General features: G+C 63.5%; 21 protein-coding genes and 1 pseudogene. 8 read left to right on the forward strand and 14 right to left on the reverse strand.

What is annotated here, in order from left to right:
- The first annotated feature begins 5 nt into the window (after positions 1 to 5).
- Positions 6 to 482: an Lrp/AsnC family transcriptional regulator gene (locus FJ936_RS09555; RefSeq protein ID WP_140504419.1), complete on the forward strand. Its 477-nt coding sequence runs from the start codon at positions 6 to 8 to the stop codon at positions 480 to 482.
- Here the strand turns inward: FJ936_RS09555 and FJ936_RS09560 are convergent, their stop codons facing one another.
- The 7 genes from FJ936_RS09560 to FJ936_RS09590 form a co-directional block, all read right to left on the reverse strand.
- A complete protein-coding gene (locus tag FJ936_RS09560) occupies positions 483 to 2,138 on the reverse strand; it encodes an ABC transporter ATP-binding protein (protein WP_141906482.1) in 1,656 nt (551 codons plus the stop codon). It abuts the gene before it with no gap.
- Complete coding sequence (locus tag FJ936_RS09565) at positions 2,135 to 2,980, reverse strand: ABC transporter permease (protein ID WP_140748540.1); 846 nt, start codon at positions 2,978 to 2,980, stop codon at positions 2,135 to 2,137. Before FJ936_RS09565 ends, FJ936_RS09560 begins: the two co-directional genes overlap by 4 nt.
- Before the next feature lie 2 nt (positions 2,981 to 2,982).
- A complete protein-coding gene (locus FJ936_RS09570) occupies positions 2,983 to 3,933 on the reverse strand; it encodes an ABC transporter permease (protein WP_097572240.1) in 951 nt (316 codons plus the stop codon).
- Positions 3,934 to 4,018: 85 nt separating this feature from the next.
- Positions 4,019 to 5,629 (reverse strand): ABC transporter substrate-binding protein, encoded by a 1,611-nt coding sequence (locus FJ936_RS09575; RefSeq protein ID WP_141906483.1) that lies wholly within the window; start codon positions 5,627 to 5,629, stop codon positions 4,019 to 4,021.
- 64 nt (positions 5,630 to 5,693) lie between these two features.
- Positions 5,694 to 6,416, reverse strand: a complete 723-nt coding sequence (locus FJ936_RS09580) for an HAD-IA family hydrolase (RefSeq protein WP_141906484.1) — start codon at positions 6,414 to 6,416, stop codon at positions 5,694 to 5,696.
- Positions 6,417 to 6,653: 237 nt separating this feature from the next.
- Positions 6,654 to 8,027 (reverse strand): aspartate aminotransferase family protein, encoded by a 1,374-nt coding sequence (locus FJ936_RS09585; protein ID WP_141906485.1) that lies wholly within the window; start codon positions 8,025 to 8,027, stop codon positions 6,654 to 6,656.
- Between the two features lie 13 nt (positions 8,028 to 8,040).
- Positions 8,041 to 8,880, reverse strand: coding sequence for a GNAT family N-acetyltransferase (locus FJ936_RS09590; RefSeq protein ID WP_141906486.1), 840 nt, complete (start codon positions 8,878 to 8,880; stop codon positions 8,041 to 8,043).
- Positions 8,881 to 9,199: 319 nt separating this feature from the next.
- On the opposite strand from FJ936_RS09590, the gene FJ936_RS09595 reads away from it, so the two are divergent.
- Together FJ936_RS09595 and FJ936_RS09600 are read left to right on the forward strand one after the other, a co-directional pair.
- Entirely contained in the window at positions 9,200 to 9,868 is a 669-nt protein-coding gene (locus FJ936_RS09595) for a haloacid dehalogenase type II (protein WP_141906487.1), read from the forward strand.
- 16 nt (positions 9,869 to 9,884) lie between these two features.
- A complete protein-coding gene (locus tag FJ936_RS09600) occupies positions 9,885 to 11,159 on the forward strand; it encodes an FAD-binding oxidoreductase (protein ID WP_141906488.1) in 1,275 nt (424 codons plus the stop codon).
- A gap of 21 nt (positions 11,160 to 11,180) precedes the next feature.
- On the opposite strand, the gene FJ936_RS09605 is transcribed toward FJ936_RS09600, so the two are convergent.
- The 6 genes and pseudogenes from FJ936_RS09605 to argE all read right to left on the reverse strand — a co-directional run bounded on the left by FJ936_RS09605 (position 11,181) and on the right by argE (position 17,757).
- Positions 11,181 to 12,638: an NAD-dependent succinate-semialdehyde dehydrogenase gene (locus FJ936_RS09605; protein ID WP_141906489.1), complete on the reverse strand. Its 1,458-nt coding sequence runs from the start codon at positions 12,636 to 12,638 to the stop codon at positions 11,181 to 11,183.
- Positions 12,639 to 12,655: 17 nt separating this feature from the next.
- Positions 12,656 to 13,698, reverse strand: a pseudogene (locus FJ936_RS09610) (tartrate dehydrogenase).
- Positions 13,699 to 13,708: 10 nt separating this feature from the next.
- Positions 13,709 to 15,172, reverse strand: coding sequence for an aldehyde dehydrogenase family protein (locus FJ936_RS09615; RefSeq protein WP_141906490.1), 1,464 nt, complete (start codon positions 15,170 to 15,172; stop codon positions 13,709 to 13,711).
- A 147-nt stretch (positions 15,173 to 15,319) separates the two neighbouring features.
- The gene (locus tag FJ936_RS09620; RefSeq protein ID WP_141906602.1) at positions 15,320 to 15,673 is read right to left on the reverse strand and encodes a cupin domain-containing protein; all 354 of its coding nucleotides are present in this window, start codon (positions 15,671 to 15,673) and stop codon (positions 15,320 to 15,322) included.
- Positions 15,674 to 15,696: 23 nt separating this feature from the next.
- Positions 15,697 to 16,620: a glyoxylate/hydroxypyruvate reductase A gene (locus FJ936_RS09625; protein ID WP_141906491.1), complete on the reverse strand. Its 924-nt coding sequence runs from the start codon at positions 16,618 to 16,620 to the stop codon at positions 15,697 to 15,699.
- Positions 16,621 to 16,632: 12 nt separating this feature from the next.
- Positions 16,633 to 17,757 carry an acetylornithine deacetylase gene (argE, locus tag FJ936_RS09630; protein WP_141906492.1) on the reverse strand — a complete coding sequence of 375 codons (1,125 nt, stop codon included), beginning with the start codon at positions 17,755 to 17,757 and terminating at the stop codon, positions 16,633 to 16,635.
- 232 nt (positions 17,758 to 17,989) lie between these two features.
- On the opposite strand from argE, the gene FJ936_RS09635 reads away from it, so the two are divergent.
- On the forward strand, positions 17,990 to 18,892 hold the full coding sequence (locus tag FJ936_RS09635; protein ID WP_141906493.1) for a GNAT family N-acetyltransferase: 903 nt from the start codon (positions 17,990 to 17,992) through the stop codon (positions 18,890 to 18,892).
- 505 nt (positions 18,893 to 19,397) lie between these two features.
- On the opposite strand, the gene FJ936_RS09640 is transcribed toward FJ936_RS09635, so the two are convergent.
- Entirely contained in the window at positions 19,398 to 20,315 is a 918-nt protein-coding gene (locus tag FJ936_RS09640) for a LysR substrate-binding domain-containing protein (RefSeq protein WP_141906494.1), read from the reverse strand.
- 123 nt (positions 20,316 to 20,438) lie between these two features.
- Between FJ936_RS09640 and FJ936_RS09645 the strand changes: the two genes are divergently transcribed.
- The 4 genes from FJ936_RS09645 to FJ936_RS09660 are packed head-to-tail and all read left to right on the forward strand — an operon-like array spanning position 20,439 to position 25,295.
- Positions 20,439 to 21,479: an aromatic ring-hydroxylating dioxygenase subunit alpha gene (locus FJ936_RS09645; RefSeq protein ID WP_141906495.1), complete on the forward strand. Its 1,041-nt coding sequence runs from the start codon at positions 20,439 to 20,441 to the stop codon at positions 21,477 to 21,479.
- The gene (locus tag FJ936_RS09650) at positions 21,476 to 22,603 is read left to right on the forward strand and encodes a 2Fe-2S iron-sulfur cluster-binding protein (protein WP_141906496.1); all 1,128 of its coding nucleotides are present in this window, start codon (positions 21,476 to 21,478) and stop codon (positions 22,601 to 22,603) included. Before FJ936_RS09645 ends, FJ936_RS09650 begins: the two co-directional genes overlap by 4 nt.
- 47 nt (positions 22,604 to 22,650) lie before the next feature.
- A complete protein-coding gene (hisC, locus tag FJ936_RS09655) occupies positions 22,651 to 23,772 on the forward strand; it encodes a histidinol-phosphate transaminase (RefSeq protein WP_141906497.1) in 1,122 nt (373 codons plus the stop codon).
- Between the two features lie 23 nt (positions 23,773 to 23,795).
- On the forward strand, positions 23,796 to 25,295 hold the full coding sequence (locus FJ936_RS09660; RefSeq protein WP_246680458.1) for an FAD-binding oxidoreductase: 1,500 nt from the start codon (positions 23,796 to 23,798) through the stop codon (positions 25,293 to 25,295).
- The last annotated feature ends 5 nt before the right edge of the window (positions 25,296 to 25,300 follow it).

Consider the following 25,300-nt stretch of genomic DNA (forward strand, 5'->3'; position numbering starts at 1 on the left):
GGCCCATGAAACTCGATCGGATCGACATCAAGATTCTGTACGAGCTGCAGAAGAACGGCCGCATCACAAATGTGGAGCTGGCGGAACTGGTCAGTCTCTCCCCCAGCCCATGCCTGATGCGGGTAAAGAAGCTGCAGGCTGAAGGCTATATCGTGCGCTATTCGGCGCAGATCGACATCGCAAAGCTGGGACGGACGCTCACCGTCTTCACGGAAGTCACGCTAAAGAATCATCGTCAGATCGACTTCGCGCGTTTCCTTGCCGCCGTCGATAAGGTTGACGCGGCCGTCGAATGCCATCGAGTTTCCGCCCGTTACGACTATCTCTTGAAATTCGTCACGGGTGGGATTGCCGAATATCAGGCGACGGTGGAGCGGCTCACCGACATGGATATCGGCATCGACAAGTGTTTTAGCTTCGTGGTGCTGAAGTCTCCCATTGTCAAAGCACACATGCCGCTGCCCAGCCTGTTTCCCTTGTAATCAGCGATGGCCGTACTGGCTTACCAGTTCAGGGTCGCGGACGAGGCCATCGAGCCACGTCGGATCGAGCTTGGGCACGGAGGAGAACAGAAGCTTCGAATAGGGGTGGGTGGGCGCTTTCAGTCCGTCGGGCGTGATCTGCTCCACCCGCTCGCCATTGTACATGACCATGATTTCGTCGCAGATCGCTTCGACGACGGAGAGGTCGTGGCTGATAAAAATGTAGGAAAGGCCCAGCTCGCTCTGCAGCTCCTTGAGCAGTTCGATCACGGCGGCCGCCACCACCGTGTCGAGCGCCGAGGTGATTTCGTCGCAGATGATGAGCTTGGGTCCGGCGGCCAGGGCGCGCGCGAAGTTCACGCGCTGCTTCTGGCCACCCGAGAGCTCCGAAGGGCGACGGTAGCGCAGCGTCCTTGGCAGGCGAACCATGTCGAGCAGTTCGTCGACGCGCTTCGAGCGCGCCTGCCGGTCGAGCCCGTGATAGAAGGCCAGCGGCCGGGAGATGATGTCCTCCACCGGCTTGGCCGGATTGAGCGCGGTATCGGCATACTGGAACACGATCTGCATCTCACGCAGTTGGTCCTGGCTGCGTTTGCCTGCGGCGCGCTCCAGTTGCTTGCCCTCGAAGACGATGTCGCCGGCCGCCGCCGGATGGATGCCGGCGATGACGCGCGCCAGCGTCGATTTTCCGCAGCCGGATTCGCCGATGACGCCAAGATTGCGCCCCTTCTCGACGATCAGGCTGACGGAATCGACAGCGCGTATAAGTGGCAGTCCGTCATCCCGCACCGCGCCATAGCCGGCCGTCACATTATCGATGCGCAGCAACGGCTTCGCGCCGGCATCCGCGTCCGCATGTGCTTGCCGCGGTTTCGGCTCGAAGGCAGCCAGCAGTTCGCGCGTATAGGGGTGCCGGGGGGCCGAAAGAATCTGAGCCGTGGTGCCGGTCTCCTGCACTTCGCCGCCCTTCAGCACCACGATGTGGTCGGCGATCTGGGCGACGACAGCAAGGTCGTGAGAAACGTAGACACCCGCTATTCCCCCAGCCCGCATGACCGACTTGAATGCCTTCAGCACGTCGATCTGCGTCGTCACGTCGAGTGCCGTCGTCGGCTCGTCGAAGATCATCAGCTTGGGATCGCCGATCAGCGCCATCGCCGCCGACAGCCGCTGCAACTGCCCTCCTGAAACCTGGTGCGGATAACGGGCGCCGAGCCCTTCCGGGTCCGGCAGCGACAACGCCCGGAACAGCTCGACCGCGCGCTTTCGTGCCTGCTCGGGCGCCATCAGCCCATGGATGCGCGTAACCTCGATCACCTGCTCCATGATGGTGGACGAGGGGTTGAAGGAGGCGGCGGCACTTTGCGGAACATAGGCGATATCGGTGCCGCGCAACCTGGCGCGCTGCTTTTCGGTAAGTGCGGCCATGTTCTTGCCGTTTACATTGATCTCGCCGTCGGTAACCCGGCAACCAGGTCGCGCATGGCCCATCAGCGAGAGCGCGATCGTCGTCTTACCGGAGCCGCTCTCGCCGATCAGGGCGACGATCTCGCCGTCGGCGATGTCGAGGCTGACGCCCTTGATGATTTCGACAACACGACCGGCATCGGTCGTCGCCTCGATTCGCAGGTTCCTGACCTCGACGAGATTGGTCATGCGTCCCTGTCCCTGATCTTCTGCGGAAGGTTGTCGATCAGCAGGTTGACGCTGATGGTGAGGCTGGCGATCGCCAGCGAGGGAACGATGACGGCGGGAGCCGCGAAGGGCAGGCCGCCTATGTTCTCGCGCACCAGCGCGCCCCAGTCGGCGAGCGGCGGTTGCAGGCCGAGCCCGAGGAAGGACAGGCCGGACAGCAAGAGCACGATGAAGACGAAGCGCAGGCCGAAGTCGGCCAGCACCGGGCGCATGATATTGGGCAGGATCTCTGACCCGATGAGATAGGCGGTGCTTTCGCCGCGGACGCGAGCGACGGTCATAAAGTCCATGGTGTTGATGTTGACGGCGAGCGCCCGCGCGAAGCGATAGGCGCCCGGTATGTAGATGACGGCGAGCGTCAGGATCAGCGCCGGGATCGACGAGCCGACCGCGGCCACCACCACAAGGCCGAACAGCTTGCTTGGAATGGAGTTCATGGCGTCGAGGAAGCGGCTGAGGCAGGTGTCGAGCCAGCCGCCGGTGACGGCCGCGATCATCCCCAGCACGACGCCAGAAAAGCAGGCGATACAGACGGCGGCGAGCGATATGCCGACGGTGTAGCGCGCACCCATCAGCACCCGCGAGAGCATGTCTCGCCCCAGATAGTCCGAGCCGAGCCATAGGCCCTGACGCATCGGGCCGAAATAATCGTCGTCGACAATGTCGCCGATCGAATGGGGAATGATGGCGGGTGCGAAGATGGCGATTAGCGTCCACGCCAGAATGACCAGCGAGGCGACGACCCCCACGAGATTGTAGCTGTGGCCCAGCAAGGACCGTCGGGAAGCTGCCACGCGTGCCATCGTCACCTCAGCCTTGGGTTGGACATGATGGCGATGATGTCGGCGACGGTGATGAGCAGGAGATAGCCGAGGCAGAAGATCATTGCGCAGCTCTGGATCAGCGGCAGGTCGCGGGTCGCGACCGCATCGACCATCAGCTTGGCGATGCCGGGATAATTGAAGATCGTCTCCACGATGATGACGCCACCGACCAGATAGGACAGCGACAGCGCAACCGCGTTGACGATCGGCCCGAGCGCATTGGGAAGTGCGTGCTTGAGCACCATGCGGCCGCGTGAGGCGCCTTTGAGCAGCGCCATCTCGACATAAGGCGTGGACAGCGTTTCGATCACCGCGGCGCGGGTCATACGGATCATCTGAGCCGAGATGACGAAGGTCAACGTGATCACCGGCATTGCATAGATGCGCACGAGGTCGGTCAGCGTATGCGCCTCATTGACCGAGGACAGCGCTGGCAGCCATTTGAGATAAACGGCGAAAAGCAAAACCGCGAGGGTCGCGACCATGAATTCCGGTACCGAGATGACGCCGATCGCAAGAATGGTGACAGTGCGGTCATAGAGCGAACCGCGCAACATGGCGGCGGTGATGCCGAGCGTCAGCGCTAGGGGCACCGAGAGCAGCGTGGTGATGCCGGCGAGCTCCATGGTGTTGACGAAGCGCCCGCCGATCAGCGCCGCGACCGGCATCTCGTTGGCATAGGAAGTGCCGAGATCGCCGTGGAGCAGGCCGAGAAGCCAGCGCAGGAAGCGCAGGATTGCCGGATCGTTGAGATGCATGGCCTCGCGCAGGCCGGCGACGGCTTCGGGTGTAGCCGCCTGGCCGAGCAGAATCGACGCGGTGTCGCCAGGCAGCATGCTGGTGGCGAAAAACACGGCGAACAGGACGATCAGAAGTGTAACGACCGCGATTGCGAGCCGCTTCAGCACGAGGTTTAGAACCCCAGACGTCATGGAAGCGCTCCTGCGGTTGCGTTCGGCCAAGCCATGTTGCGCAATAGTGCCAGGGACCGGCTGTCCGGTCCCTGGCAGGCGCCTCTCAGGCTTCGAGCCAGAGATATTCCGCCATTGCGTAGCCCATCATGCCACCGAGTGGGTTCGCCTCCAAACCCTTCACCTTGCTGGAGAGAGCATCCACGTTGGAAATGTAGGCCGGGATGATCGTGCCGGCCTGCTCGGAGACCATGGTCTGCATCTGGCCGTAGATTTCCTTACGCTTGGCCTGGTCCAGCGAGCCGCGCGCCTCGACGAGCAGCTTGTCGAACTTCTCGGACTTGTACTGGCTTTCGTTCCAGGGCGCGTTGGAGGCGTAGAGGAGCGAGAACAGGATGTCGGGTGTCGGGCGCGGATTGATGTTGCCGAAATGGATCGGCGCCTTGAGCCAGTAATTGTCCCAATACCCGTCGGACGGGACGCGTTGGACATCGAGCTTCATGCCGATATCAGCACCAGCGGCCTGGATGATCACCGCCATGTCGATCGACGACGTCGCGGCATCGGAGGCGACCACGGGGATGGACTGGCCGAGCAGGCCCGACTTCTGGAAGTGAAACTTGGCCTTGTCCGGGTCGAAGGCCTTCGGCTTGAGGTCGGCATTATGGAAGATGTTCGCCGGCGAGACAGGCTGGTCGTTGCCGATTTCGCCGAGGCCGCGCAATGCCGATTTGACGATCTGCTCGCGGTTGACGAGGTATTTCATGCCGGCGACGAAGTCGGCCTTATTGCCCGGATCCATGTCGAGCCGGATGTTGAGGTCTGTATAGTTGCCTGAGGTGGTTTTCGACAGTTCGAAGCCCTGCTGGCCGCCGATGAGCTTCATCGCGCGCGGATTGATCGAGGCGGCGAAGTTGACGTCACCGGAAAGCAGGGCGTTGACGCGAGCGCTGTCGTCGCTGATGGCGATGAACTCGAACGAATCCAGATAGGGCTTGCCGGATTTCCAGTAGTTCTTGTTCTTGGACACGACCGACCGCACGCCCGGTTCGAACGTTTGCAGCACGAAGGCGCCGGTGCCGTTGCCCTTTGAGAAGTCGGTGGTGCCATCCGCCACGATCATGAAGTGATGCAGCGCCATGATGGTCGGAAGGTCGGCATTCGGGTCGGCGAGCGTGATTTCGACGGTCGACTTGTCCATCGCCTTGAAGCCGGTCATCTGAGCGGCGATCTTGGCAACCTTGGAGCCGACCGCCGGATCGAGATGGCGCTTCATCGAGAAGACGACGTCGTCGGCCGTGAGGTCCTTGCCGTCGTGGAAGGTGACGCCCTTGCGCAGCTTCACGGTCCAGGTCTTGGCGTCCTTGCTGTCGAAGCTTTCGGCCAGCTCCATCTGCGTAACGCCATCCTTGTCGAGGAAAGTGAGGCGATTGTAGAGCGAGCAGCAGCGGACATAGTCGGTCGACAGCGACGCCTTTGCCGGATCGAGCGTGTCGGCGGTCGAGGAGGACCAGCCGGCGGCCTTGAAACTGCCTCCGGAAACCGGCGTGGCGGCGACGGCATTGGTGGCACGGCCAAGCACCACGCTGCCCGCGGCGATCGCGGCGCCGCCGGCCAGCAGCATCTTGAGGAGTTCGCGGCGGCTCGCGCCCCGCCGAATGGCATTTTCGACCATGGCATCGTCTGCGCTGGTCCAGTTCGTGATTTTGTCGGTCATATCATTCCCCTTTCTGTTTGTTTTTCCGGGTTGCTCGTCTTGCTGCGGCTTTCCGGGCTTGGGCTCAGGTTCGTTGCTTCAGGCTTTCCCGCACGGCGGCGGCAAGGGCCGCCATTGACGTGAAGTGGTAGTCAGGCGCGGTGAAACGCTCGGGCTCGATCGTGCCGCCGTAACCCTTCTGGGCATGCCGGCGCTCGATCCAGCAATTGGTCATGCCAAGCGCCCGGGATATGCCGATGTCGTGGTACTGGCTTTGCGCCACGTGGAGGATGTCGTCCTTGCTGTCGTCCCTTGAGGCCACGTAATCGAAAACCTTCTGAAAGTAGGCCGGGTCCGGTTTTTCCGTACCTGTATCGTCGGCCGTAAAGGTGGCGAAGAAGGGCGAACCGAGTTGCTTTTCGAAATGATCGAGCGCCCAGCGCCGGGCATTGGTCATGGCGATCAATCTGTGCGACTTCGCAAGGTCCGCCAATGCCGCCGCACTGTCAGCAAAGCCTTGCCAGCCACGGGCGGAGTCCCGCAGGCGCACACCATATTTCTCCTCGGGGGGGAGGCCGAGACGCGGCGCGATGACCGTGTAGACACGCACGAGATCGTCGGGAAACAGGCTCGCATCGGGCATGTAGCGGGCCTGCCGGTAAAGGGCCAGCGCCTCCTCGCTATCGACCGAAACGCCGGCCTCGGCGGCAATTTGCGCCAGGCAGGTCGTGATTCCGCCTTCGAAGTCGATCAGCGTGCCGACGACATCGAAGGTCATGTATTTGAACTCGCTAAAGCCCCTGGCCAAGACTGGGTCTCCTCTGCATGCGGCCGAATTGCACGTGTTGGACAGAACAAAATTCCGTGCTGTCCGGGGCGTCGGTCTCTTTTGAAGGCCTGGAAATCCGGGCTTTCTGGCCTTGTCTTCTCAGCAGTCTGGCACTTCCCCCACGCTGGATTCGCCGAAAAGGCGTGAGGAGGCGGCACAAAATTGCGAAATGGTCTGCCCCGGCGCTATTTCGAAACACAGGGTATTCGTCTGCCGTCATGCCAGGGCCTGGCGGACATCGGGATCGTCCAGCGTCTGGTCGAGCGTCCGGCGCGTGCGCTCGATGATCGCGTCGATGTCGGCGTCGGTGCAGCAGAGCGGCGGTGCATAGCCGATAACCCCATGCGCAAAGGCACGGATGATGAGGCCATTGTCCCACGCCCTGTCGAAGACGCGCCGCGCCGGCATGGCCGACGCCGGAAGCGGCGTCTTCTTCTTCTTGTCGACCACCAGTTCGATCGCGGCAAGCATGCCGCGGCCGCGCACGTCGCCGACGAGGGGGTGGCCGCTCAGGCTTGCCAGTCCTGCCATCAGGCGGGCGCCGGCGTTGATGCCATTCTCCAGAAGGCCGTCTTCGTAGAGCTTCAGCACCTCGAGCGCGACGGCGGCGCTGACGGGATGGGCGGAATAAGTGTAGCCGTGACCGACGGCCGAGGCACCCGCGCCATCGGCGATGACGTCGTAGACATGATCGGCCATGAAGACGGCGCCCATGGGAACATAGCCCGAGGTCAGACCCTTCGCCGTCGTCATGAAATCGGGAACGATGTCCTCATCGGTGCAGGCGAACAAGGGCCCCGTGCGGCCGAAACCGGTGATCACCTCATCGGCAATGAACAGGATGCCGTACTCCCGGCAGAGTTCGCGTATCGCCGTGATCCAGCCTTTCGGTGGAACGATGACGCCACCCGAGCCCTGGATCGGCTCGGCATAGAAGGCGGCGACCCGCTCCGGCCCGATCTCCTCGATCTTGGCCTTCAGCGTGGCGAGTGATGCGGCGATGATCGCTTTGCCGTCCTCGCCGACCGGGTTGCGGTAGGGATAGGGGGAGGGGATCTTGTGCTGCCACTCAAAGGGAATGCCGAAACCGGCGTGAAAGGCGGGCAGGGCGGTCAGGCCCGCGCCAACCACCGACGAGCCGTGATAACCCTGCTCGATGGAAATGAACTGATCGCGTTTTGGCTCGGCCCTGGCATTCCAGTAGTAGCGGACGAACCGGATCGTGCTGTCGACCGCGTCCGATCCGCCAAGAGTAAAATAGACGTGGTTCAGATCCCCGGGCGCGCGCTCGGCCAGTTCCGAGGCGAGGCGGATCGCGGGCTCAGAGCCGAGGCCGAAATAGGCGGTGGCGTAGGGAAGCTCTCGCATCTGCCGGGCCGCCGCCTCGACGATGCTGTCATGGCCGTAGCCGGCATTGACACACCACAGCCCCGCGAAACCGTCGAGAAGTTGCCGGCCGGACGCATCGGTCACGGTCGCGCCCTTCGCCGATTTCAACACGCGCACGCCGTGCGCCTCATGACCACGGTATGAAGAGACTGGGTGGATGAGATGGGCGCGATCGAGTTCGATCAGGGAATTGGCGAGCATTGTTGTTCTCCGACTATCCTAGCGCTTGGTTGGCGAGGGCGTAAACTTTTGGCCTGGCCTGTTCCGCGACCGTCTTAGGCGGACGGTCCATGGCTACGCCGCCGCCGACATGGGTAAGGCCGATTTCCTCGAGCCAGCCGGCGATGCCGGTTCCGCTGCCGGTATCCACGCGCAGGAAGGCACCGGCGCGCGCGGCGGCGAAGAAGCCGATCAGGGCCTTTGCCTCGTCGATACTTCCCGCGATGACTGGACCAATCACCTCGCCGCGTCCGAACGGCCGGATCGCGGCATAGGCCCCGATGGCGCCGTCGCGGCGGATGACGGCGAATTGGCCGCGCTCGGCCAGCGCATCGATTAGAGCTCCACGGTCGGCGCCATAGGCGTCGCGGTCCAGCGCCTTGATTTCCCGGAGATCGGCGGCGTCCGCAGCTTCCACGCCGCCCTGCGCACCAAGCTTGGCAACGCTACCTTGATGTTGCCGGATCGTACCGGACGGCACAAAGCCGAGCTTTTCATAAAGAGGCATGCCGTCTGCTGTGGCGACGAGCCGCAGCGGACGGTCACCGGCAAGGGCGAAGGCCCGATCCATGAGCCGGCGCCCAAGCCCCTTGCCGCGCACAGTCCTGTCGACGATCACCATGTTGATCATGGCGCAATCTGCGCCGTAGGGCGTTACCAGGATGGTTCCGGTGACGCGGCCCTGATCGTCGAGCGCAACGGCGCCATTCGAGAGCTGCAGCGCCATCTGCCAGTCCTGCGGGCGATGTGGCCAATTCTCCTGGCGAGAAAGCACTACGGCTCCCTCGATATGGTCGGGCCCGAAGGCCCGGAGTTCGATGTCGCCCTGCGGCATGAGGCATCCTTCCGTCTGACGACAAGTTTCGACCATCGGCGCGCCGCAGATCATCTGAAGGCTTTGGCTTGGACAGTATCTTTCGCCGTAGCGTAAGCGGTGCGCCGCATCTTGTGCTGGCGTCATCCACGGCGGGGGCGCCTCACGCCGTGCGCGGCGCCGCAATCGGCACGCCAGATGCCACAGCATGCCAAACCGGATGGCGGATACGGAACTTTCTGCTTTCGGAAGGCCTATTTCGGTCAGGTGGGTCGCCGCCTGCCGCTCTATGATGAAATACATCCCAGCGCGGATGTGCTTCCACCGGAGATCGACGGACATGGCTTCCTTCAGGCCCAAATACATCACCTTCGACTGCTACGGCACGTTGACCTTTTTCCAGATGGCGGAAGCGGCGCGCGATCTCTACGGCAGCCGGCTCGACGAGCCGCGCATGCAGGAGTTCATCAAGAATTTCGCGGCCTACCGGCTGGATGAGATTCTGGGCGACTGGAAACCTTATGCCGACGTCGTCCACAATGCGCTCGAGCGCGCTTGCAAGCGCAACGGCGTCGCCTTCAGCCCGGACGACGCCAGGATGGTCTATGAGCGCGTGCCGACATGGGGACCTCACGCCGATGTCCCCGCGGGCTTGACGAAGGTCGCCGAGGAAATTCCGCTGGTCATCCTGTCCAACGCGATGAACGCGCAGATCATGTCCAATGTCGAAAAGCTCGGTGCGCCCTTCCATGCTGTCTATACGGCCGAGCAGGCGCAGGCCTATAAGCCCCGCTTCAAAGCCTTCGAGTACATGCTCGACATGTTGGGCTGCGGCCCGGACGATATCCTTCACTGCTCGTCCTCGTTCCGCTACGACCTGATGTCGGCGCACGATCTCGGCATCAAGAACAAGGTCTGGGTCAACCGCGGCCACGAACCAGCCAACCCCTATTATGGCTATGTCGAGATACCGGATATTTCAGGCCTTCCAGGCGTGGTCGGTCTCTAAAACAGGCGGATTGCCGATGAAGCTGGTCTCCTACTGGCACGACACTGCCCCCGTCTTTGCCGGCGCGGCGCAAGGCCCGGTCGAGGGTCACTACGATGCCGCCATCGTCGGCGGCGGCTTCACCGGACTCGCCGCCGCCCGCCAATTGGCGAAGGCCGGCGCGAAGGTGGTGGTGGTGGAAGCGGAGCGCGTGGGCTGGGGTGCATCCGGGCGCAATGGCGGACATCTAAACAACGGACTTGCCCACAGCTACCTCTCGGCCAAGGCGGAACTCGGAAAGGAACGCGCGGTCGCGATCTACCGGGCGCTGGACGAGTCCGTCGACACCATGGAGGCGCTGGTCGCCGAGGAAGGCATTGATTGCAACTTCCTCCGCGCCGGCAAGCTGAAGCTAGCCTCTAAGCCGCAGCATTTTGGTTCGATCGCCCGCAACTTCGAAGCGATCCATTCCGAGGTGGATCCGGATACGGCGCTGCTGTCAGCGGCCGATCTCAAATCGGAGATCGGCTCGCCTTTCCATGGCGCGATGCTGTCGAAGAAGAGCGCCATGATGCATATGGGCCGCTATGTGGCGGGTCTCGCCACGGCAGCCGCGCGCCACGGCGCCGTCATCCACGAGAACGCTGCGGTGACCGATCACAAGCAGGCCGGCAAGCGGCATGAGTTGACCACGTCGCGGGGTCGCATCAGCGCCGACGCCGTGCTGGTGGCGACCGGTGCCTATACAACGCCGAATTTCGGCTATTTCCGCCGCAGGATCATTTCGGTCGGCAGCTTCATCATCGCCACGCGGCCCTTGAGCGACACCGAGATCACTGCCACCATGCCGGGCAACCGGACATGCGTGAACTCGATGAACATCGGCAACTACTTCCGGCTTTCGCCCGACAACCGGTTGATCTTCGGCGGCCGCGCACGCTTCTCGGCGACGTCGGACCAGCGCTCCGACGCCAGGAGCGGTCAGATATTGCGGGCAAGCCTGGCGGCCATCTTCCCGCAGCTCGCCAGGGTCGAGATCGACTATTGCTGGGGCGGGCTGGTCGACATGACCAAGGACCGTTTCCCGCGCGCCGGCTACCATGACGGGGTGTGGTACGCGATGGGCTATTCCGGTCATGGCGCGCAGCTTTCCACCCAGCTCGGCATGATCCTGGCCGATGCCATGCTTGGCCGCGAGGACCGCAATCCGCTGAAGGGGCTCGAGTGGCCTGCCATTCCAGGCTATTCAGGCAAGCCGTGGTTCCTGCCGATGGTCGGCCTCTACTACAAGGCGCTCGACCGGATCCAATGACCACTGATCCGGCGGATAGGTTTAGCCCAGCCCGCCCATATGGAAGCTTTTCAGCTCAAGATATTCCTCGATGCCGGCCTGCGCGCCTTCGCGGCCGAGGCCGGACTGCTTGACGCCGCCGAAGGGTGCCACCTCCATCGAGACCGAGCCTGTGTTCAAGCCCACCATGCCGAACTCCAACGCCTCGCCGACGCGCCAGGCGCGTTTCAAATTCTCGGTGTAGAAGTAGGAGGCAAGTCCGTAGGGTGTGCCGTTGGCCAGCGCGATCGCTTCCTCTTCCGTCTCGAAACGGAAAAGCGGCGCGACCGGGCCAAACGTTTCTTCGCCGGCGAGCTGCATGTCCTTTGTGGCGCCGGTCAGAACCAGCGGTGCGACATACTGAGCGCCTTCCGGCAGCGCCGGCTTCTGCGTGATGATCGCAGCACCCTTGGCGAGCGCGTCCTTAACGTGACGGTTGATCTTCTCGACCGCCGCCATGTTGATCATCGGCCCGATGGCGACGCCGGGCTGTGTTCCGGGCCCCACGGTCATGGCGTTGACGCGGGCGGAAAGCTTGGCGGCGAAGGCGTCATAGACTCCGGCCTGGATAAGGATGCGGTTGGCGCAGACGCAGGTCTGGCCGCCGTTGCGGAACTTCGAGACGAGCGCGCCCTCGACGGCGAGGTCGAGGTCGGCGTCGTCGAAGACGATGAAGGGTGCGTTGCCGCCGAGTTCGAGACTCAAGCGCTTCACGCTGTCGGCCGCGCCGCGCATCAGCAGCGAACCGACCCGCGTCGAGCCGGTGAAGGATATCTTGCGGACGGCCTCGTTCGCCATGATCTCGTTGCCGATCTCTGCCGGCATGCCGGTGACGATGTTGATGACCCCGGCGGGTATGCCCGCCCGTTCGGCGAGCACGCCAAGTGCCAGCGCCGAATAGGGGGTGAACTCGGACGGCTTGATGACCACCGTGCAGCCGGCAGCCAATGCCGGCGCGACCTTGCGGGTGATCATCGCATTGGGGAAGTTCCACGGCGTGATGATGCCGCACACCCCGACCGGCTCCTTCAGCACGATGATCCGGCGGTCTGGCGTCGGCGAGGGGATGGTATGGCCGTTGATGCGGCGCGCTTCCTCCGCGAACCATTTGACGAAGGAAGCGCCGTAGCGGATCTCGCCCTTGGCCTCGTCCAGCGGCTTGCCCTGTTCCGTCGTCAGGATCAGCGCGAGATCGTCCAGATGCGCCAGCATCAGGCCATGCCAGGCCTCCAGCAGGGCCGCGCGTTCGGCGTTGGTTTTCTTCTTCCAATCCGCATAGGCGGAAGCCGCGGCCTCTATCGCCGCACGGGTCTCCGTACCGGCCATGTCGGGTACTGTGCCGATCGCCAATTGAGTGGCTGGGTCGAGCACATCGACAATTTTGCCGGAGCCGGCGGCGACCCATCTGCCGCCGATCAGGCCGGCTTCGCGGAAGAGATCTTCGTCTTTGAGGTTTTTCATCGAAAAATGCCTTGCAATCAGGTGAGTGCCGCGACGATGGCCGCTGTGATGGCTTCCGTCCTGTCTTTCCCGGGAGCGGTTCCAATGCCGCGCGCGGTTGTCGCTTCGACCGCCTTCATGACGCGGCCGGCCGCAGCCGTTTCGCCGAGATGTTCGAGCATCATCGCGCCGGACCATATGGTGGCGATCGGGTTGGCGATGCCCAGATGCGCAATGTCTGGTGCGGAGCCGTGCACCGGCTCGAACATGGACGGCGCCGAGCGGTCGGGGTTGATGTTGGCGGAGGCGGCGTAGCCAAGCCCGCCCTGGATCGCCGCGCCGATGTCGGTGAGGATATCGCCGAACAGGTTGGAGGCGACGACCACGTCGAGGCTCTGCGGCGCCATGATCATGCGCGCGGCCAGCGCATCGACATGATAGCTGGTCACGGCCACGTCAGAGTACTCCGCAGCAAGCTTTCGCGTGATCTCGTCCCAGAACACCATCGAGTATTTCTGCGCATTGGACTTGGTGACGGAGGCCAGCTTGCCGCGCCGTGTCCGCGCCTGCTCGAAACCGAAGCGCAGGATGCGCTCGACGCCGGCGCGGGTGAAGATCGAGGTCTCCACCGCCACCTCGTCCAGCGTGCCTTGATGCACGCGCCCGCCGGCGCCCGAATATTCGCCTTCGGTGTTCTCGCGGATGCACAATACGTCGAAGCTTTCGGCCCGCAGCGGTCCCGTGACGCCCGGCAGCAGGCGATGCGGCCGGATGTTGGCGTACTGCACGAATGCCTTGCGGATCGGCAGCAGCAGGCCGTGCAGCGAGACCGAATCCGGCACTTCCGCCGGCCAGCCGACGGCGCCGAGAAGAATGGCGTCGAAGCCGCGCACTGTTTCGATGCCGTCTTCCGGCATCATACGGCCGGATCCCAGTAGAATTTGCAGGACCAGGGAAATTCGGTTCCGGCCAGCGCAAAGCCGGCATGTTTGGCCGCCGTCTGCAGCACGGACCAGGCGGCGGCGGTCACATCGGGGCCGATGCCGTCACCGGGGATCAGGGCGATCGAATAGGACTTCATCGGCATCTCTCTAGAGGCTGATCAGGACGCTCTTGGTCCTGCGATTGGCGAGATAGGCTTCGCGGCCGAGGTCCTTGCCGATGCCGGAGCGCTTGTAGCCCCCGGTTGGCAGGATATGGTCGCGCGAGCGGCTGTAGCGGTTGACCCAGACGGTGCCGGCTTCGAGCTTGCGCGCGAAGCGGATGGTGCGGGACAGGTCGGAGGTGAACAGGCCGGAAGCAAGCCCGTAGGTCGAATGGCTGGACAGCGCCAGCGCCTCCTCCTCGGTCTCGAAGGTCTGGACCGTCAGGACCGGGCCGAAGATTTCCTCGACGATCGCGGGATTGGCCTTGTCCACGTCAGCGATCAGCGTCGGCTGGTAGAAATAGCCGGGGCTGTCCATGACGCCGCCGCCGGTCAGGCATTCGCCGCCGGCTTCGACCGCAGCCTGCACGATGCCGTCGACACGCGCCCGCTGCCGTTCCGAGATGATTGGCGAATACTGCGTCGCGTCGTCCCAGGTAGGGCCTGGCCGCACCATCTTCATCCGTTGTAGGATCGCGGCCGTCAACCTGTCGGCGACGCTCTTCTCGACGATCAGGCGCGTGCCGGCGACGCAAGCTTGGCCGGCGTTGAAGGTGACGCTGCCGGCGATCGCTGCCGCCGCCTTGTCGAGATCGGCATCGGCAAAGACAAGCTGGGGGCTCTTGCCGCCGAGCTCCAGCGTCATTGGTTTGACGCCGGTGCGGGCCACATTCTCCATGATCGCCGAGCCGGCGCGGGTCGAGCCGGTGAAGGAGACCTTGGCGATGTCGGGATGGCCGGTCAGCGCCGCGCCGGTGGTTGGCCCATCGCCCAGCACCACGTTGATCAGTCCCACCGGCAGGCCGGCTCTCAGGGCGAGTTGCGCCAGATAGACGGCCGAGAAGGGCGTCATTTCCGACGGCTTCAACACAACCGCATTGCCGGCGGCCAACGCCGGGCCGAGCTTCCAGCCGGCCATCGAGACGGGAAAATTCCATGGCGTGATCGCGCCGACGACGCCATAGGGCTCGCTCATGATCATGCCGAGAGTGGCATCGTCGGTCGGCACGAGTTCGCTGCCTTCCTTGTCGGCGAATTCGGCGAAGAAGCGGATCTGCTCGGCGGTGATAGCGATGTCGCCGGCGATGAGCTGGCCGACTGGCCGGGTGGAGCACAGCGCCTCGATCCTGGCCAGCGTGTCGGCCTCGGCTTCGATCAGGTCGGCCCATGCCTGAAGCGCCTTCGTCCGTTCGCGTGGCCGAACACTGCCCCAGTTGCTGGTCTCCAGCGCCACCTGAGCACTTTCCACCGCACGGCCGACCACATCGACACCGGCCACCGGGCAGGCGGCATATGCCTTGCCGTCCGACGGTCGGCGCATCTCGATCGCACCCTCGGCCGCGATCAGCTCGCCGCCGATGAAATGGCCGACGGGAAGGAAGACGGTATCCGGGTCGAAGCTTAGGCCCATGGCACCCACTCTGGAATTTTCCGCAGGAGCCTAGCTCGGGCGGCAGCGCAGCATACACCGTTCGACCATCGGTCGCGGATGATTGTTGCGTGCCGGCGATGGGTGACGGCAAAATCTGTTGCGAGGCCAGCGCGTCGCGCGCTCCCATTACCCCACGGTTACGTAGATCTTGCGCACCGTTTCGATGGTCTTCCAAATCCCGGTAAAGCCAGGTTTCATCACGAAGCTGTCGCCGGCACGGTAGGTCACCGGCTGGCCGCCGTCGGGCGTGATTTCGACCACTCCGGAGAGGATGTGGCAGAACTCGAAAGTCTCGCCCTTGATCGAGCGCGTCTCCCCAGGCGTCGCTTCCCAGACGCCGGTGTGGACGAGATCGTCCTTGGCGATGTCTTGCGCCCACGTCTTGAAGGCGGGGTTGCCGGAAATCAGCCGTTCGGGCAGCGCCCCGGATTCGCGCGGCGGAAAGGCAGGGCTGGTATCGACGATCTTGAGCAGGGACAAGGGATGGCCTTTCATGTTGGACTTCAATAGCCGCGCGACCGGTCGACGAGCCCGATGGGATCGAGACCGGCGCGATAACGCCTGATGTTTTCGACAACGGCCTGCGCTGCGCTGGCGGGCTGGGTGACGCTGGCGACATGGGGGGTCAGGATGATTTTCGGATGCGACCAGAACGGATGGCGCGGCGGCAGAGGTTCAGGATCGGTGACGTCGATCATCGCCGCGGAAAGATGGCCGGTGTCGAGCGCAGCGACGAGGGCTTCATGATCGAGCTGCGGCCCCCGGCCGGTGTGGACGAGCGCCGCGCCCTTGGGCAGTTTCGCAAACAGCTTGGTATCGAGGAAATCCCGCGTCTCCTCGGTTAGCGGCAGCAGGCAGATCAAAATGTCGCTGGCCGCGAGCATCTCGTTCAGCCCGGGCTCGCCATGATGACAGGTCACGCCCTCGATCCGCCGCGGCGAGCGGCTCCATCCGGCGAGCGGGAAGCCGAAGGGCTTCAGGCGGTCGAGGACGGCTTGGCCAAGCTGTCCGAGGCCGAGCACGCCGACCCGGCGCGCCCCGGCCTGGGGCTGCGCGATATCCGCCCATTCGCCGGCGCGCTGCTGGGCCAGATATCCAGGCAGGTTGCGGTGGAGCGCGAGCACGGCAAGCGTCACATACTCCTGCATCATGCGCACGATGCCTTCCTCGATCATGCGCACGATCCTCACGTTCGCCGGCACCGCATCGAAGCGAAATTGGTCAACGCCGGCGCCGATGGAAAACAGGATTTCCAAGTTCCTGTAGCGGGCGAGGTTATCCGGCACGGTCCAGGTGATGAGATAGCGCACCGCGTTGGGATCGACCGTCGCGGCGTCCATGGCGAAGGGGAGGTCCGGCAGTTCTTTGGCGAAGGCATCGGCGAAGACCCCGCCGCGGCGCGCATCGGAATTGAACAGGAATGTCATCCCGGTTCTCCTTCAAGCCGCGCAACGTGCGCCCAGCGCTTCGATCATCCGCTGGCAAGCAGTGAGTTCGCTGGCAAGAATATATTCGTCCGGCTTGTGAGCACGACCGATGTCGCCTGGGCCGCAGATGATCGCATCGAAGCCGGCGGACTGGTAGAGCCCGGCTTCGGTGCCGTAGCTGACGGCGGCGAGCGGCGCTTCGCCGGTCAGCGCGCTCAGCAGTGCCGCCAGCGCCGCGTCTGGCGGCAGCGACATCGCAGGATAGGCGCTCATCGGTGTCCACTCGATACGCAAGCCATCGGCCGCAAGCGCCTGGGCCCGCGCCTTGACCGGCGCGAGCAGGCGCGCCGGATCGACGCCAGGTATGGCGCGCGCCTCCAGGTCCAGCGTGCAGGTGTCGGGGATGATGTTGACCTGATGTCCACCCGCCACCACACCCGCCTGCAGCGAGGAGTAGGGCGGCTCGAAGGTTGGATCGAACGGGCCGTGCGTCAGTCGCTCGGCTTCGCTGACAGCCGCGCTCAGCGCCTCGGACATCGCATGGATGGCATTGAGTCCGAGATCGGGCCGCGAGGAATGGCCGGAGCGTCCCTTGATGGTGACGCGGGCGGCCGCCTTGCCCTTGTGACCGCGCACGGCGCGCATGCCGCTTGGTTCGCCGACGATGACGCCGAGGGGCATGGCGCAAAGTTCGGGAAGCCGGGCGATGAGATGCGGCACGCCGCGGCACCCAATCTCCTCATCATAGGAAAAGGCGAGATGGATCGGCCTCGCAAGGCGCAGCCGCGACAGGGCAGGCACCGCCGCCAGCGCAGCGGCAAGAAAGCCCTTCATATCCGTGGTGCCGCGTCCGTAGAGGCGTTCGCCGTCCGGACGCAGCACGAAAGGGGATGAACTCCACTGCGGCTCGCCAGCGGGAACGACGTCCATGTGGCCAGACAGGATGTAGCCCGGCACATGGGCGGGGCCGATCGTTGCAAAAATATTGGAGCGGTTACCCTCCGGCCCTGGAAGTAGGGTGACCTTTATTCCGTGCTCCGCGAGGTAGGCCTCGATCCAGCCAACGATGTCATCGTTTGGCTTGCCGGCGACCGATGGAAAGGCGACGAGACGGTCGAGGATGTCGAAGACGTCCATTCCTGCCCTCAAAACATTTGGGTGCGCCGGATTGGTGCCGTCGACCATAAGCTGCAACAATTCGAAAGAGGATGTGCGCGTTCTTTCGCGATTGCGTGCCGAAAGCGAAAGTGTTTCAGTTGAATCTTGCGTTGGTGCGCGGCTTTCTAGCAAATCGTATCGGTAGTTTGTTTTAGCGTTGACAGGAGCATGGGTGGCCTGTGTGTCACTCGTTACGCGGTCTTTCAGAGGCATGGAATTGAAGCCGTCCGGAAGTTTGAAAATCGATGCCTTCTCCATGCGGATCGGCGACATCGAAGGCGTCGAACTCGACCGGTTGCACGCGCACTCTCTATCCGTCGGATGGCCGCATCGCGCCGAGGACTGGCAATTCCTGCGCGAATCGGGACGGGGGTTCGTTGCGCTCGACGAGATCGGCCGGGTGCTCGGCTCAGCCATGTGGTTCCCGCATGGCCACGATTTCGCGACGGTAGGGATGGTCATCACCTCGCCGCGGCTACAGACGCTGGGAGCCGGTCAGTGGCTGATGAAGCGGGTCTTCGACAACGTGGTCGGGCGCGACTTGCGCCTCAATGCGACCCGGGCGGCAAAGCGGCTCTATCTTTCGCTCGACTTCAGGCCGGAGAAGACCGTCTACCACTGCCATGGCATTGCCCGCGCTGCCACGGCGGCTGGAATAGACAGGGAGTGTGGCGAGGTGCGTCGGCTGCTGGCCGAGCACTTGCCGGCGATCATCGCGCTCGATGCGGTCGGTTTCGGGGTGCATAGAGCGGCACTTGTCGAAAAGCTGTTCGAACAATCTGTTGGCTACGGGCTCTTCGGCGACGGGGCGCTCAAGGCCTTCGCTCTCTGCCGGCCCTTCGGCCGCGGCCATGTCATCGGTCCGGTCCTAGCGGAGCGAGATACCGATGCCATCGCAGTGGTCCGGCCGCACATCGCCGATCATTCGGGCAGTTTCCTTCGGGTGGACACGCATATGGGAAGCGGCGAATTCGCCGCCTTTCTGGCGCACAGCGGAATGCCGGTCTTCGACACGGTGCTGACCATGTCGCTGGGCAAACGCCTAACCGATTTTGCCGTCGGCGGTGCGACCAGACCGAAGAGCTATGCCCTGGCAAGCCAAACTCTCGGGTAGGTTGTTATTCGACTTTGCGTCAATCGGGCCGTCGGGGTGGTGTCTATCATCGCCCCGTTTGTTTTCAAATTCTTCGGATTCGACGCCCGGCACTACGGGGTCCTCGCTGCCGCTGTCCTGCTCACGACGTCAGTCTTTAATGCGCCTGAGGAGCCAATCGGGACGCGTTCGGGATTGGACAGGCGCACAGCGGGTTGAAGGCGGCGACGGCGGCAGCGAGCGTCAAGACGTTGCCGATGATCGTCCGTCAGTACTCGGGGAGGGCGAGCAGTTTTGCCCTTGTCGTAGATCATCGAGGTTGAATTGATGTGGCGAGAACGGACACGGCGGCGCGGCTTCAGGCTGCTGGCCGAGGTCGAGCGTCGGCTAAAACTCGATCGCGAAGGGCGGATGCGCGACCGCGCTTTTCCGACCACTTGGGCCTTTCAGACATTCAGAAGCCGACCATCCGACCTTCGGTTTTTGTGAGAACAGAACGGAAGTGCGTCCCGAGATCAGCGCTCAGCTAACCTGCCAAGGTAGCGCCAAGCCGCTTGGAAATTAAAACAATCCAGGTTCGGAGCTCCGGCCCAAAAGGTTTTTCCAGCATCGCCCGGTCCCAGGCCAGGAAATAGGGCTCCGGCAGCCTGATGCGCTTGTCGAACGGCGCCACCAGCCTGCCCGAGGCGATGTCGTCGGCGGCCATCGACAGTTGTGCCAGCACGAAGCCCTTGCCGTTGGCCGCAGCATCGATCGCGGCGCTCGACAGGGAAAAGGCGACTTCACCCGATGTTTTGCGGTGCACCGCGCCGATGCTTGCGGCCCATTCCGCCCATGTGGGCGGCGAGCGATGGTCGCGCGCCCATTCGATACTGAGAAGCGGCAGATCGAGGATATCGGCGGGCTTGCGGACCGGATGTTTCGCCAGCAGCGCGGGCGAGCAGGCCGGCACCACCCAGTCGGTGAACAACTCGGTGTAGTGCTCGAAATCACGATATTTGGTGCCGTAGGAAATGCGGAAGTCGACTTGTTCGGCGCTCAGCCTTGGCTCTGTCTCAGCGCCAACCAATCGTACTGTCGCGCCGGGGTGGCCGATCTGCCAATCCAAAAGCTGCGGACCAATCCATTTGCTGGCGAGCGACGGCAGGCAGGAGATGGTCAAAGTGTCGGCGGACCGGGCCCGTTCGATGACATCCTGGGCTTCGCGAATGTGCTCGAAGCCGACGGAAACCGCCGCGTGATAGACACGCCCCAGCGCTGTGAGGGCGACACTCCTGCCGCGCCGTTCCAATAGCCTGGCCTCCAGGGCGTCTTCCGCCTTGCGGATCTGCTGGCTGACCGCGCCGACAGAGACGCCGAGCTCATTTGCCGCGGCTGTGACGCTGCCACGCCTGCCGAAAGCCTCGAAGGCCTGTATCGCACGCAGCGGGGGCGGTTTCTTCACCTGGGCAACGATCCTGGGGTCAGCTTGATTTAGTTTTTCTAAAATAGATCGCAGATGCAAGCTCTATGTCGTCCCCGGCCCGCAAGATATTCATTTTGGCGTTCACAAGCTCGGGAGGACGCCATGTTTCTTCGAAACTGCTGGTACGTTGCAGCATGGGATCATGAGATCGCGGACCGGCTGGTTCCGACCCGGATCCTTGGCGAGGATATTGTCCTCTACCGCCGTACCGACGGCGTGGTGGCGGCGCTCGAAGACGCCTGTCCGCATCGCAAGCTGCCGCTGTCCATGGGGCGCATTAAGGGCGACAGGGTCGAATGCGGTTACCACGGCCTGACCTTTGACAGCACGGGAAGCTGCACGCGAGTGCCGGGCGCGGAAAAGATACCGCATGTCGCGTGCGTCCGGTCCTATCCGATCGCCGAGCGCTACGGGCTGCTCTGGGTCTGGATGGGCGAGGCGGGAAAGGCCGATCCCGACCTGATTTTCGCCGTCGACCACTGGGGCGATCCGGCGTGGGGTGTCAATCGGGGCGAGTCGATGGCGCTGGATTGCAACTATCTCTACATGACCGACAATCTGCTCGATCCATCACATGTCTCGTGGGTCCATCAATCTTCCTTCGGCGGTGTCCAGGCCATGGAAGATGCGCCGCTCGAAACCACCGTCGGCGAGGACGGCGTGACGGTGTGGCGCTGGGTGATCGATGCCGCGCCAGCGCCGTTCTATGCGCCCTTCCTCAAATTCTCCGGCAATTGCGACCGCAAGCAGCACTACGAAGTGCGTTACCCCTCCAACGCGATCATCAAGGCGATTTTCGTGCCGGCCCGCACCGGGGGCGAGGGGAAGCCGCTGCACGAGGACGTGTTCCTCATGGACAGCTACAACTTCATGACGCCGGTCGATGAGAACCAGACGAAATATTACTGGTTCCAGATGCGCAATTTCGCTCCCGACGATCTGGAGGTGTCGCGCCAGTTCGCCACCTCCGTGCGCGGCGCTTTCGACGAGGACCGCACCGTGCTCAATGCCGTGCACAAAGGCATGGCCAACAAGCGCACACCTAATCTCGATCTCAAGATCGATGTCGGGCCGCTGCGTTTTCGCCGCAACCTGGCCAAGCTGATCGCCAGCGAAAGCCAGCAATTGGTGGCCGCCGAATGAACGCATTCACCGCTCGCGACACCATCGCAAGAAGCGGATTTCGCGACCTGAGGGTGGTTGCGAAGGTGCGCGAAAGCGCCATCATCACGTCGTTCCACATGGAGCCGGTCAATCCAGGGGATTGGCGCGATTTCGAACCGGGCCAGTTCCTAGTATTTAAGATACCCGTGCCGCAGGCGGCCGGCGAAAAGGGATATGTGCTGCGCAACTACAGCGTCTCCTGTTCCCCGGCCGCCAAGGGTCGCTACCGGATCAGCGTAAAGCGTGAAGCAGCACCCGCGCCCGGTCTGCCTGACGGGATAAGCTCATGCTTCCTGCATGACCGGATCGAAGTCGGCGACATACTCCAGGCCGAAGGGCCGCGCGGCGATTTCGTGCTCGACAGTTCGAGCAGCCGTCCAGTCGTGCTGCTCAGCGGCGGCGTCGGGCTGACGCCGATGGTGTCGATGCTGCATGCGCTGGCTTCGACGCCGTGCCGCCGTGCCGTGTTCATTCACGCCTGCGAGAACGGCGACGTGCATGCCTTGCGCGACGAGGTCGCGGGCCTTCTCGCGACACGGCCAGGCCTCACCGCGCACTACTGCTACCGATCCCCGTCCGAACGCGACAATGCCGAGCAACACTTCCACAGCGAAGGCATGATTTCGCGGTCCGTGCTACAGCGCCTGTTGCCTTTAGACGATTACGATTTCTACCTCTGTGGTCCGCCGCCGTTCATGAAAGCGATTTACGCCATGTTGCGCGAGCTTGGCGTGCCGAAGCACCGCATCGCCTACGAATTCTTCGGCCCGGCGACGGTGCTTGAGCCTGATGCCGTACGAACCCCAGCGGTTGTTGCGCAGACGGCAAGAATCGCGCCGGCAGCCGAGGAGACAACCGTGGAGTTCCGAAAATCTGGCCTCAAGGCTGTCTGGGACGGGTCCACCGCATCGCTGCTCGACTTAGCCGAGGATCAGGGTCTGGAACCGGAGTTCAGCTGCCGGTCCGGCATCTGTGGCACATGCAAGTCGCGGCTGGTCTCGGGCGACGTCGTCTATTTCGAAGAACCGCTGGACGAGCTTGGGGCAGGCGAAGTGCTGCTGTGCTGCTCGAAGCCGAGCGGATCAATCGTCCTGGATATTTGACAAGATCGCGATGCCGCGTGTGCGCGCGGGGAAACGGAAGTCGGAATTTGGAACAGTCGGTCAAACCAGTGTCGAGCCTGCCGCTCAATCCGCATATCGCGGCGTTGCCGCCCTACAATGCCGGCATGAACATTGCCATGGCGCGGGCGCTGAGTGGCCGCCACGACATTGCTCGGCTGGCCAGCAATGAGAACCCCGACGGCTGTTCACCCGCCGTCATGGCCGCATTGGCCTCGTCATCCTTCGAACCATGGCGCTATGCCGATCCGGCCTGCATGGCGCTGCGGGCAGTGCTCGGCGAAAGACTGGCGGTCGATCCGGGCCTGATCGTTGCCGGCAACGGCTCCGAAGAAATGATCGCCGCCATCTCGCGCGCCGTTCTGGTGCCGGGCGCCTCTGTCGTCACCACGGTGCCGAGCTTCGGCCTGCATGAGATAGAGCCGCTGGCGATGGGGGCGGATGTCGTCAAGATTGCGATGACGCCGGACATGGGGTTCGATCTTGCTGCGCTCGAAACGGCAATCGCCGCCGGGCCGCGGATCGTTTTCATATCCTCGCCATGGAACCCGGTCGGGCCGGGCCTCGACCATTCCAGCCTGCAACGGCTGATCGGCGCCGTGCAGCCAGGCACGCTTCTTGTCCTCGACGAAGCCTATTTCGAATTTGCCGATCCCGGCGCACCCGACGGCATCAAGGTCCTGCGCGACAGCGGCATCGACCATGTGGTGCTGCGGACATTTTCGAAGGCCTATGGCCTGGCGGGGTTGCGCGTGGGCTATGCCGTCTGTTCGAGCCTCGAACTGGCGCGAGTGATCGCCGCTGCCAAGACGCCGTTCAACGTCAATGCGGCGGCGCAGACCGCAGCCATCGCCGCACTCGCCGACGAAAGCTGGATGAAGGCGTCGGCGGGCCGCGTCAGGGCCGAGCGCGCGCGCACCGCCGCCGCGCTTGCCGGCCTTGGTTTCCGGGTTGCACCGTCGCAGACAAACTTCCTGTTCTTTGACTGCAAGGGCGACAGTTCGAACCTCGCCGCCGGTCTCCTGAAGCAAGGGATCATCGTCAAGGCGTGGCGCGAAGCGGGCTACGAGCACTATCTGCGCGCCACTATCGGGCTGCCGGCTGACAACGACCGGCTGATTGCGGCCGTCCAGGAATTGGTAACGCGATGACCGGCCTCGCGTCTCCAAGGCAAATGAACGTGACCGACCAGGCGGTGCCGCCGTCGGTTATCAACGCGATCCGCGATGTCGTCGGTGCGGCGAATGTGCGTACCGGAGAGGATGCCGGGGCGATCGACCTTGGCTCGAATGGCGCGGATTGTGGCGCCGGCATCGTCGTTGCGCCTTTATCGGCCGCCGAAGTCGCGGCGGTGGTGCGCATCTGCCGCCAGAACGAGATCCCGATCGTGCCGCAAGGTGGGCGGACCGGCCTGGTCGGCGGCAGCGTTTCGCGGCCAGGCGAGATCGTCCTTTCGATGATGCGCATGAACCGCATCGAGCGGCTTGATCCCGCCGAACGCGTGGCCGTCGTCGGCGCCGGGGTCACTCTTGAAGCGCTGCAAGAGGCCTCGCGCGAACACCGGCTGGAGCCGGGCGTCGATCTTGCCGCACGCGGCTCGGCGACGATCGGCGGCATGGTGTCCACCAATGCCGGCGGCGTGATGGCTTTTCGCAACGGCGTCATGCGCCACCGCGTGCTTGGCCTCGAGGCCGTTCTGGCCGACGGATCGGTCTATTCCGATCTTACCCGGGTGGTGAAAAATTCCGCCGGCTATGATCTGAAACATCTCTTCATCGGTGCCGAGGGCACGCTCGGCATCGTCACCCGCGTGGTCGTCAAGCTCGACCCTTCGCCGCGCGCCACAGCGACCGCGCTTTTCGGGCTGCCATCGGTCGATGCCGCTCTGCGGATCATTCGTCTTGCGCTTGAATCGGATGCTGGGCATCTGCGCGCGGCGGAGGCGATGTGGGCCTCGTATTTCAACTTGGCCGCCGCCGCGCATGAATGGTCCGAACCAGGCGTGCCGCTCGACCAGCCGCTGTTCTTGCTGCTGTCGCTTGGGGGCGCGCGCGAAGAGGCGCTGCGCGAGGATTTCGAGCGGATTTATTTGGAAGTAATGGAGCGCTATCCCGAAGCGACCGGCATCATCGCGGCCTCGCGGCGGCAAGAGGAGGATTTGTGGCGGCTGCGCGAGGACACCAGCGTGCTCTACCGCGCCTATCCCCATGCGCCCTCCTTCGACGTGTCGGTGCCTCTGTCGGAAATTCCGGCCTACCTCGACGGGATTCTGCCTGGGCTCGCCGCGATCGAACCGGATCTCGCGCCCTATGTCTTTGGACATCTGGCCGACGGGAATCTGCACATCATCTTGAACCGAAAAGGCCCGCTTGGCCTTGACATGGCGGAGGCTGTCGAGGGCGTCCTGTATCAACAGCTGCGGGAAATTGGCGGTTCCTTTTCCGCCGAGCACGGTGTTGGGTCGAAGCGCATCCATTCTCTGCTGGCGACGGCGGACCCGACGAAGCTCGCCGTGATGGAGCGGGTAAAACGAGTGCTGGACGTTCAGTCGATCATGAATCCCGACAAGGTGCTTCCCTGCGACGCCTGGTTCGTCCGATCCTCCAGTCCATCTCATTCTGGTAGCGAACGCCGATTGCCCTTCAAGAACGTGAGCGACCTCACCGATGAGTAACCCCA

The organism is Mesorhizobium sp. B2-4-13 (assembly GCF_006658535.1).
In the GTDB taxonomy this organism is placed as follows: Bacteria; Pseudomonadota; Alphaproteobacteria; order Rhizobiales; family Rhizobiaceae; genus Mesorhizobium; species Mesorhizobium australicum.

Bases quoted from the DNA above. Each gene is read 5' to 3' on its own strand.
- FJ936_RS09555 (WP_140504419.1), top strand. From the start codon at position 6: ATGAAACTCGATCGGATCGACATCAAGATTCTGTACGAGCTGCAGAAG.
- FJ936_RS09560 (WP_141906482.1), bottom strand. From the start codon at position 2,138: ATGACCAATCTCGTCGAGGTCAGGAACCTGCGAATCGAGGCGACGACC.
- FJ936_RS09565 (WP_140748540.1), bottom strand. From the start codon at position 2,980: ATGGCACGCGTGGCAGCTTCCCGACGGTCCTTGCTGGGCCACAGCTAC.
- FJ936_RS09570 (WP_097572240.1), bottom strand. From the start codon at position 3,933: ATGACGTCTGGGGTTCTAAACCTCGTGCTGAAGCGGCTCGCAATCGCG.
- FJ936_RS09575 (WP_141906483.1), bottom strand. From the start codon at position 5,629: ATGACCGACAAAATCACGAACTGGACCAGCGCAGACGATGCCATGGTC.
- FJ936_RS09585 (WP_141906485.1), bottom strand. From the start codon at position 8,027: ATGCTCGCCAATTCCCTGATCGAACTCGATCGCGCCCATCTCATCCAC.
- FJ936_RS09590 (WP_141906486.1), bottom strand. From the start codon at position 8,880: ATGCCGCAGGGCGACATCGAACTCCGGGCCTTCGGGCCCGACCATATC.
- FJ936_RS09595 (WP_141906487.1), top strand. From the start codon at position 9,200: ATGGCTTCCTTCAGGCCCAAATACATCACCTTCGACTGCTACGGCACG.
- FJ936_RS09600 (WP_141906488.1), top strand. From the start codon at position 9,885: ATGAAGCTGGTCTCCTACTGGCACGACACTGCCCCCGTCTTTGCCGGC.
- FJ936_RS09605 (WP_141906489.1), bottom strand. From the start codon at position 12,638: ATGAAAAACCTCAAAGACGAAGATCTCTTCCGCGAAGCCGGCCTGATC.
- FJ936_RS09615 (WP_141906490.1), bottom strand. From the start codon at position 15,172: ATGGGCCTAAGCTTCGACCCGGATACCGTCTTCCTTCCCGTCGGCCAT.
- FJ936_RS09625 (WP_141906491.1), bottom strand. From the start codon at position 16,620: ATGACATTCCTGTTCAATTCCGATGCGCGCCGCGGCGGGGTCTTCGCC.
- argE (WP_141906492.1), bottom strand. From the start codon at position 17,757: ATGGACGTCTTCGACATCCTCGACCGTCTCGTCGCCTTTCCATCGGTC.
- FJ936_RS09635 (WP_141906493.1), top strand. From the start codon at position 17,990: ATGGAATTGAAGCCGTCCGGAAGTTTGAAAATCGATGCCTTCTCCATG.
- FJ936_RS09645 (WP_141906495.1), top strand. From the start codon at position 20,439: ATGTTTCTTCGAAACTGCTGGTACGTTGCAGCATGGGATCATGAGATC.
- FJ936_RS09650 (WP_141906496.1), top strand. From the start codon at position 21,476: ATGAACGCATTCACCGCTCGCGACACCATCGCAAGAAGCGGATTTCGC.
- FJ936_RS09660 (WP_246680458.1), top strand. From the start codon at position 23,796: ATGAACGTGACCGACCAGGCGGTGCCGCCGTCGGTTATCAACGCGATC.